6 protein-coding genes and 1 pseudogene are annotated in these 8,628 nt (G+C 67.3%); 3 read left to right on the plus strand and 4 right to left on the minus strand.

Annotated elements, in window-relative coordinates; genetic code table 11:
• Nucleotides 1–256 precede the first annotated feature (256 nt).
• Both DCO49_RS18420 and DCO49_RS18425 read right to left on the minus strand, forming a co-directional pair.
• Entirely contained in the window at nt 257–2,362 is a 2,106-nt protein-coding gene (locus DCO49_RS18420; protein WP_116865231.1) for a phosphoglycerol transferase I, read from the minus strand.
• A gap of 232 nt (nt 2,363–2,594) precedes the next feature.
• Nucleotides 2,595–4,238, minus strand: coding sequence for an AarF/UbiB family protein (locus tag DCO49_RS18425; protein ID WP_243402776.1), 1,644 nt, complete (start codon nt 4,236–4,238; stop codon nt 2,595–2,597).
• Between the two features lie 214 nt (nt 4,239–4,452).
• On the opposite strand from DCO49_RS18425, the gene DCO49_RS18430 reads away from it, so the two are divergent.
• On the plus strand, nt 4,453–5,382 hold the full coding sequence (locus DCO49_RS18430; RefSeq protein WP_116865233.1) for a DUF808 domain-containing protein: 930 nt from the start codon (nt 4,453–4,455) through the stop codon (nt 5,380–5,382).
• 93 nt (nt 5,383–5,475) lie between these two features.
• Here DCO49_RS18430 and DCO49_RS18435 read toward each other — a convergent pair whose 3' ends face one another.
• Nucleotides 5,476–7,014: a GGDEF domain-containing protein gene (locus tag DCO49_RS18435; RefSeq protein WP_116865234.1), complete on the minus strand. Its 1,539-nt coding sequence runs from the start codon at nt 7,012–7,014 to the stop codon at nt 5,476–5,478.
• A gap of 106 nt (nt 7,015–7,120) precedes the next feature.
• Between DCO49_RS18435 and DCO49_RS18440 the strand changes: the two genes are divergently transcribed.
• Both DCO49_RS18440 and DCO49_RS18445 read left to right on the plus strand, forming a co-directional pair.
• Nucleotides 7,121–7,756, plus strand: a complete 636-nt coding sequence (locus tag DCO49_RS18440; RefSeq protein WP_116865235.1) for an NAD-dependent dehydratase — start codon at nt 7,121–7,123, stop codon at nt 7,754–7,756.
• A complete protein-coding gene (locus DCO49_RS18445; protein ID WP_116865236.1) occupies nt 7,756–8,463 on the plus strand; it encodes a YafY family protein in 708 nt (235 codons plus the stop codon). Before DCO49_RS18440 ends, DCO49_RS18445 begins: the two co-directional genes overlap by 1 nt.
• A gap of 61 nt (nt 8,464–8,524) precedes the next feature.
• On the opposite strand, the pseudogene DCO49_RS18450 reads toward DCO49_RS18445, so the two are convergent.
• Nucleotides 8,525–8,628: pseudogene (locus DCO49_RS18450) on the minus strand (IS481 family transposase); the annotation flags it as partial.

Raw genomic sequence — 8,628 nt, forward strand, 5'->3', positions numbered from 1 at the left:
TTTGCGGGGTGTGAGCCGCATGGGCCCGAGGCATGCCTCGGGCGGGTTGGGCAGGACGCCCAACCCCGGTCTTGCCGTGTGCGCAGGACAGCGCACACGAGCAAGCGGCGACCAAGCCTACAGGGACGTATTTACGGCGTCCGCGCAAACCCACAGTGCCCCGCCATCCCACGGAATGCCCGTCGTTGCCGTTGCCGTTGCCCTTGCCGTTGCTTCTGCGGGTGCAGGGCTGCAAGCCCTGCAGAAGAAAAACCCTTTACCCCCGCGGTCGTGCGCGCGACGGCACCAACGCAAACGTATCCACCGCCAGCTTCTCGGCATGGTTCAACCACGCCCGGATCTCCAGATCATCCACCTCGTGGTCCAGCCCGAACGAGACGTTGATCTTGCCGTCCGCATCCGGCTGCACCCACTGCTGGGCCAGCACCACCTTGCGCTGCGACGACACCGCCTCGATCCAGAAACCGCGGTCCGGGCGTTGGCTCGCCACCAGTTCCAGCATGTACTGGCCCGCACGGGTGCGGCGGCCCTTCTGGGTGATCATGTGCGCCTGGCGCACGCTCGGGCGCGGGCCCTGGAACGATTCCAGCGGTGCATCCACCGCGATGCCGCCACGCAGGTCGTCATCGCGGAACAACTTGATGCCGTTGTCGCGGTTCACCAGCAGCGCGCACCAGTCGCCGTCGGCCGAGCCGTCCTCGAACGCCGTGCAGCGATCCACATAGGCCAGCGTGTTGTCCGGGTCGGCATCGTCGAACTGGCGCGAGGTGTTTTCCAGATATACCGACTTCAGGCCCCAGTCCTTGTCGTACTCCAGCAGCACCGGCGGCTGCACGTGCTGCAGGCCGACCACCACCTGGTCATCTCCATCGATCTTCAGTTCGCGGGTCGGCTCGCCCAGCCACAACGAGCGGGCGAAGGCCAGGTACTGCGGATAATCGCGGCCGCCATCGCGCTGGGTCGCCACGCTGGCGCTGGGCGCGCGCTGGGTGTCGATCAGCGAACGACCGAAGCCCATCGTCTTCAGCTGCGGGTCCAGCAGGTTGAGCAGGGTCGCACCCGAATCCAGCGTGGTGCCTGCGTCGGCCTTCAGCTGCTGCGGGGCAATGCCATCGCCGAGGAACAGCAGCAGGTTCTCGCGCTTCTGTTTCGTCAGGATGTCGGTGAGGTCGTTGGGCATCGCCAGATGGTCCGAGGCGATCACGATCAGCGTGTCCTTGCCATAGGGGCTGGCCTGGATGCGCTGCACCAGCTGCGAGATCAGCCGGTCGCTGCACTTCAGTGCATTGAGCATGTTGATGTTGCCGTACTTGCTTTCATAGCGCTGGCCTTTGCACGCCACCGGCAGATGGCCGGCCGGGTGGTGGGTGTCCATGGTCAGCGTGGTCAGCATGAACGGCTCGCCCTTGCGCGAGAGCTGTTCGAAACGCTGGTAGGCGGTGTCCAGCAGCACGTCGTCATGCACGCCCCACGGCGAGTAATGCGCGCGGCCGATCTTCTTCTGCTGCTTGAACCATTCCAGATCGTGCACTTCATCGAAACCGTGGCTGGCCAGGAACTGGCCCTTGCCGGCGAAGCGGCCGCTGGCACCGCCCAGGTAATGATTCGTGTAACCCTGCTGCTTGAGGTAGTCGCCCAGGCACACGGCCTTGGGCAGGAACGTGCCCATGCGGTCCATGCTGTTTTCATCGCCCTGCGAGGTGGTCAGCGGCACGCCGCACATCGACGACACCAGCCCGGCGATGGTCCAGCCGCTGCCTTCGGCCGAGGCCAGCCCGCGCACGTCCAGCGACTGGCTGGTGAGACGGTTGATGTTGGGCATCAGGCCCGGGAACACGTTTTCGTCCAGATAGGTGCGTTCCAGGCTTTCGCCGTATATCCAGACGATGTTGCGCGGGCGCTGCAGCGGCTGCGTCGGCACCTGATACTCCGGCGCGATGCGGGCGAAATCGACCGGGCGCAGCTGCTGGTACAGGCGCTGGCCATCACGTGCCAGCGGGCTGATCATGATCGTGGTGATCCACATCACCGCGAAGCCGGCGAACCATGCGCCACCGCCTCCCGGACGACGCCAGCGCTTCACCCGCGTGGCAAACAGCGGCAGCAGCGACACCAGGACAAGCGCGATGTAGCCGGCGATATAGCCCTTGAAGTCCGCGATGCCGGCGCCTTCCATGTCGGCGCCCAGGTGGTAGAGCGTTGCGGCATTCAGGCCATCCCCGGACAGCTTGTCGATCAACCACCACGTGCTGAGGGAGAGCAGCAGCAGCGAGAACGTGCTCGCTTTCCACCACACCCATTTATCGGAGGCGAGGAACAGCCAGGCCAACAGCAACAGCGACAGCAGCAGGATCCAGAGCATAAGCGGCTTCGGCAGTGACGGGAGGTGGTGATGGACGTCGTACCGACGCGTGTCCATCCGACCAGCGCTGCCTCAAGCACACGTGCATGACAGGCTGATGACCCGATAGTGCATGCACGAACCTGACTGAAATGTTTGTTTGTTACATGAGGTGAAATCGCGCGTTTCAAGTAAAACCAGCGTGAAACCCGCGACGCGATTTCATTAAAAAACGGCGTGATTTCCCGCTTCTTCAACGATGCCCGCGTTCCTCGCGCGCACGTGCACGCCGATCGAACAGCAATGCACTGGTCACGATGCCCAGTCCGAGCACGACGCCGATCAGCATCAGGAACAGCGCGATGGCCGGGTAGCCGAAGCTGTGCCAGCCGCTCTCCAGCTTCATCATCAGCGAGGCGGCCATGATCAGCGCTGCACTGATGATGCCGGCCGCCACGCGGTTGGCGATCTTCTGCAGGTTTTCCATCAGCCGCGATTCTTCCAGGCCGGTCACCTTCATCTGCAGGCGGTTCTCGGCCAGCAACGCCATGATGTCGGTCAGCTTGCGCGGCCCATCGCGCAGCAGCTGCTGCAGCTCCATCGCCTCGCTTGCCAGGTTGGGCATCGAGAGTGACTTCTTCAGGCGTGCCCGCATCACGTGCTGCAGCTGTCGTTCGACGATGCGGCGGGTGTCCAGTTCCGGTGCCAGCAGCAGGCAGACGCTCTCCAGGTTCAGCAGCGCCTTGCCCATCAGGCTCAGTTCCGGCGGTGTGCGCAGGCCGCAGGCGGTGGCGATGCGCACCATGTCCAACACCACCTTGCCCTCGGTGAAGCTGCCGCTGGCCGCATATCGGGCAATCAGTTGCCCGGTCTCACGCAGGTAGCGCTCCTCGTCAAATGACTCCAGGCGTGTACTGATGCTGATCAGGTCGTCGGCCACCTCCTCGCCTCGTCCATCCACGGCAGCGAACAGGATCTTCAGCATGCGCTCGCGAAGGCGCGGCGGCATGTGCGCGACCATGCCCAGGTCGAAGATCGCGAGGCGGCCATCGGGCGTCACCCGCAGGTTGCCGGGATGCGGATCGGCATGGATCTCGCCATGCACGAAGATCTGGTCCAGATAGCCCCGGATCAGCGCGGCAGCCAGGGGGTCCATCGGCTGCTCGGTACGGCGCACGGCGGGGATTGCATCGACGCGAACGCCGTTGACCAGTTCCATCGTCAATACGCGCTGGCTGCAGTAATCCCACAGCGGCTGGGGCACCCACAACCGCTTGAAGGGCGAGAGGTGGCGGCCGAAGCGGGCCAGATTCTCCGCCTCGGTGCGGTAGTCCAACTCCTGCATCAGCGTCTTGCCGAACTCATTGAGCCAGTCGCGCAGGCGTACTCGGCGGCCAACCTGGGTGAGATGGTCGGCGGCCAGGGCGAAGCTGCGCAGCGCATCAAGGTCCGAACGCAGCTGCGCGGCGACCTCCGGCTTCTGCACCTTGACCGCCACCAGTCGTCCGTCGTGCAGGACCGCGCGGTGAACCTGAGCGATCGAGGCGCAGCCCAACGGCTCTGGGTCGAACGAAGCAAACAGCTTGTTGACCCCGGCGCCCAGTTCCTGCTCGATGACGGCATGGATGCGCTCGACCGGGATGGGCGCCACATTCTCCTGCATGCGTTCCAAGGCCGTGGCGAACTCGGCCGGGATCATGTCCGGGCGCGTGGAGAGCATCTGCCCAAGCTTGACGAACGTCGGCCCCAGTGCCTCCAGGTCGCTGACGAACTGGTCAGGGTTCCCGTCGGCCGGGATATCGGTGTGGGGGCCGGAGGCTTCCAGGTTCATCCCGGAAAAAACGCCCGAATGGCGGTAGCGCATCAGCAGGCGCAGGATCTGGCTGCGCCGGTTCATGCCCTTGACCAGCGGGGGATTGGCCGTGGCGGTGGACGGATTGCTCAAGCGGAACTCCCATGCAGGCAAGACAGGGGTGGTGCGGCGGCCGGCCAGCGGCCGGCACTACCGTGGCCCTGCAGTGTGGCCGGGGGACGGTAGGCACGCAGTGAACCCGCTACCGCAGCAGGCACCGGATCAGTCAGAATCCGCCCATCCCCTCTTTGGATCCACCATGGCCGGTGCCAGCCTGTTTGCCCTGCTCGACGATATCGCCACCCTGCTCGACGACGTCTCGATCCTCACCAAGGTCGCCGCGAAGAAAACCGCCGGCGTCCTGGGCGACGACCTGGCGCTGAACGCGCAGCAGGTGACCGGCGTCAACGCCAACCGCGAACTGCCAGTGGTGTGGGCGGTGGCCAAGGGGTCGCTGGTGAACAAGGTGATCCTGGTGCCGGCGGCGCTGGCGATCAGCGCGCTGGAAGCCTGGCTGCACAGCCGCGGCTGGAACGTGCCGCTGATCGTGCCGCTGATGATGATCGGCGGCGCCTTCCTGTGCTTTGAAGGCGTGGAGAAGCTGGCGCACCGCTTCCTGCACTCGGCCGATGAGGACGCCGGGCACCAGGCCGAGCGGCGCAAGGCGCTGGCCGATGCGCAGGTGGACATGGTGGCGTGGGAGAAGGACAAGGTGAAGGGTGCCATCCGCACCGACTTCATTCTGTCGGCCGAGATCATCGTGCTGACCCTGGGCGTGGTCGCCACCGCGGCCTTCACCCAGCAGCTCGTGACGCTGGCCGTGGTGGCCGTGGCGATGACGGTGTTCGTCTACGGGCTGGTGGCCGGCATCGTGAAGCTGGATGACGTGGGCCTGTACCTGTCGCGCAAGGGCGGGGCGGTGGCTGCGTTTGGTCGTGGCCTGGTGGTGTCCGCGCCGTGGCTGATGAAGTTCCTGTCGGTGGCCGGCACCATCGCCATGTTCCTGGTCGGTGGCGGCATCCTCGTGCACAACGTGCCGGCGCTGCATCACGCGGTGCAGGGCTTCGGTGGCGAAGGGCAGTGGGGCTGGCTGATCAGTGCCGCAGCGAACATGGTGGTCGGCATCGTTGCCGGTGCGATCGTGCTGGCCGCAGTGACCGGCATCCAGAAGCTGCGCGGGAAGCTGTAGAGCCGAGCCCATGCTCGGCTGCATTGAAGGGCGTGCCGACCAACGGTCGGCACCCACCAACCGCCGCCGCCGGGCCATGCCCGGCGGAGCGGACTACCCCGCCTGCACCCGGCTCTTGCCCTGGCGCTTGGCCACGTACAGCGCCTCATCTGCGCGTCGCAGCAGGGCCTCGGCATCATCGCCGGGCTGCCACTGCGCCAGGCCGGCGCTGAAGTGCACCGGTACGCGCTTGTCCTGCACGGTCAGCACGCGATGGGCCAGTGAACGCTGCAGGCGCTGCACCGTGGCCATGCTGTCGGCGCCCGGGGTTTCCGGCAGCAGCAGCACGAATTCATCACCGCCGAGGCGGGCGACGCCATCAGTGGCGCGCAGCAGCAGCCGGCAGGTCGACACCAGGTGCTGCAGCAGCGCATCGCCACCGGCATGGCCGTGGGCATCGTTGGTCTGGTGGAAGTCATCCAGGTCGATTACCGCCAGGCCCAGCGGCGTGTTGTTGCGCGCCGCGCGGGCCATTTCCCGCTGCAGCATCTCGTCCAGGCCACGGCGGTTCAGTGCCTGGGTCAGCGGATCGATGCGGGCCAGGTCGCCGGCCTCGCGCAGTTCCTGCTCCAGTTCGCTGATGCGCCGCTCGGCGCGCTCCACTTCCTGCCGCGCACTGGCCAGGTGGTCGCGCGCCTGTGCGGCCTGCTGCTGTACCTTGCCGGTGTCATGCATCACTTCCTGCAGCAGCTGGTTGAGGTCGGCGATGCTGCGTGCCTCGCGCAGCTGCAGGGCATAGGTGCCGATGCGGTCGTGGTATTCCCCGGTGCTGGCGGCCATGCCATCCATGCGCTCGATGAACTCGCCCATCAGGCCGCGCATCGCCGCCTTTGAATCATCGATGCCCTGGCGCAGCAGCCCCTGCTTGTAGATCACCTCGCGCAGCTCGGCGCGCGTGCGCTCGACCGACTCCGCTTCCAGCGGGCCGGCCAGCAGCTGGCGTACCGCGGCGATCTGGCCTTGCAGCCAGCTGCGGTCATCCAGCAGCTCGCTGACGTTCTCCAGCAGTAGGGCGAACAGTTCCAGCAGCAGGGCCTGCTGTTCCTGCCAGCTTTCCGCACGCACGCCTACCTGGTGGCCCAGCTCGCGCACGCCCTGTTCGATGGGCTCCAGCGGTGCACCGGGCTGCCATTGCCGCAGCTTTCCGGCCAGCGCCTGGGCCTGCTCGCGCAGGTCCGGGTCGTGCAGCAGCAGCGACACCACCGCGCCACCCAGCAGCAGGCGCAGCTGTTCGGACAGGCGCAGGCTGTCGGGCTGGCCATCGGGCGAGTGCTGCTCGATGGTGCGGATGTACTTGTCGATCAGCTGCCGCATTGCCCGACCGTAGCGCGGCCAGTCGGCGCTGGCCTGGGCCGACTGCAGGCGGTCACCCATGTCGCCCAGCTCGCCGGGCAGGGTGGCCATGCCATTGGCGAAGGCGGCCAGCAGCGGCTCGGGCGCATCGGCGCCGGCGAACAGCTGCTGCAGCGCCACGGCCGTGCCGCCCTGCAGGACCACCCGGTCACCGCGGCCATCGTCGGACACCGCACGCACGTGCGCCGGCGGTCCCAGGGCGGTACCGGGGGCAGGGCGGTGGTCGGGCTGGTCCGTCATGGCAAAAAATCCTGGGGCTGGCAGGGACTGGTGACAGCATATCGGCGCGGCCGCCGACGGCTTGAACGGCTACGATGGACGACAGGATGCCGTAGGAGAGGTGGGTATGCGCGTGATGTTGCTGGGGGCGACCGGCCTGGTCGGCGGGCTGGCCCTGCCGATGCTGCTGGATGACCCGCTGTGCCGCGCGGTGGTGGCCCCGACCCGGCGCCCGCTGGGCCTGAGCCATCCGAAACTGCATGCCCCGGTGCTGCAGTTCGACGCCCTGCCCGATGCACCGGACTGGGCGCAGGTGGATGCAGTGATCTGCGCGCTGGGCAGCACGATGGCCCAGGCGGGCAGCCGCGAGGCCTTCCATCGCATCGACCACGATTACCCGCTGGCCTTCGCCCGCCTGGCCCGAACCCAGGGTGCGCGTGCCTTCGTGCTGAACTCCGCCGCCGGCGCCAACGCGGGTTCGGCCATCTTCTACAACCGGGTCAAAGGCGAGCTGGAGCGCGACCTGCGCGCACTGGGCTTCGCCTCGCTGACCCTGGTGCGGCCGGGCCTGATTGGCGGGCAGCGGCAGCAGGTGCGTCGCGGCGAGCACTTCGCCCTGCAGGTGCTGGGCGTGCTCGGGCCGGTGCTGCCGCTGGCCTGGCGGATCAATCCGGCCAGCCGCATTGCCAGGGCGCTTGTGGATGCCGCACTGGCACCGCCGCCGGGCGAGCATGTGGTGGCGTCCAGCGCGCTGGCCGGCTGATGTCGCGTGCGTTGCGCCTGACCCAGCTGCTGCAGCTGCTGCGCCGGCACCGCCGGCCGGTGGCCGGGCAGACCCTGGCCGAAGCACTGGGCATCAGCCTGCGAACGCTGTACCGCGACATCGAGACCCTGCGCGCGCAGGGCGCCGACCTGCGCGGCGAGGCCGGCGTGGGTTACCAGTTGATACCCGGTGACGTGCTGCCACCGATGACGCTGCCGCCGGCCGAGATTGATGCGCTGGTGCTGGGGCTGCGCTGGGTGGCCGCGCGCACCGAGCCGGCGTTGGCTGATGCCGCCCGTGATGCCCTGGCACGCATCGCCCATGTACTGCCCGCCGCACGCCGTGAAGCGCTGCGCGACAGCGGCCTGCGCATCGGTCCCTCGAAGGCCAGAGCGACGGTGCCGGCGGTGCGGCTGCAGGCGGTGCGCGAAGCCGTGGGGGCGCAGCAGCGGCTGCAGTTTGCCTATGAAGATGCGCAGGGGCAGCGCACCGAGCGCGTGGTCTGGCCGTTCGCGCTGGGCTACTTCGATGAGGTGGTGGTGTTGGCGGCGTGGTGCGAGGGCCGCGAGGATTTCCGCCATTTCCGCCTGGACCGCATCCGGCGGGTGCGCACGCTGGAAGAGCGCTACCTCGTGCCGCGCGGCACGTTGCTGCGCCGCTGGCAGAAAGCGCAGGGCATCGCCCCGGATTGGCTGGACCGGGCGTGAGCCGCAAGGGCGCACTGCCCGGAACCGGCGGCGTACGAAACGCCGGGGGTAGCGTCGACTGCTAGTTGTGTAAACCCACTACGTTGTTCAGCGGCACTCTGGAGATAGGTGGCTGGCCGCCGATCCCCATATGGGGACGGTGCCAGTTGTAGTGGTGCAGCCATT

This window comes from Stenotrophomonas sp. SPM (genome assembly GCF_003105135.1).
Classification (GTDB): domain Bacteria; phylum Pseudomonadota; class Gammaproteobacteria; order Xanthomonadales; family Xanthomonadaceae; genus Stenotrophomonas.

Bases quoted from the DNA above. Each gene is read 5' to 3' on its own strand.
- DCO49_RS18430 (WP_116865233.1), top strand. From the start codon at position 4,453: ATGGCCGGTGCCAGCCTGTTTGCCCTGCTCGACGATATCGCCACCCTG.
- DCO49_RS18445 (WP_116865236.1), top strand. From the start codon at position 7,756: ATGTCGCGTGCGTTGCGCCTGACCCAGCTGCTGCAGCTGCTGCGCCGG.
- DCO49_RS18440 (WP_116865235.1), top strand. From the start codon at position 7,121: ATGCGCGTGATGTTGCTGGGGGCGACCGGCCTGGTCGGCGGGCTGGCC.
- DCO49_RS18425 (WP_243402776.1), bottom strand. From the start codon at position 4,238: ATGAACCGGCGCAGCCAGATCCTGCGCCTGCTGATGCGCTACCGCCAT.
- DCO49_RS18420 (WP_116865231.1), bottom strand. From the start codon at position 2,362: ATGCTCTGGATCCTGCTGCTGTCGCTGTTGCTGTTGGCCTGGCTGTTC.
- DCO49_RS18435 (WP_116865234.1), bottom strand. From the start codon at position 7,014: ATGACGGACCAGCCCGACCACCGCCCTGCCCCCGGTACCGCCCTGGGA.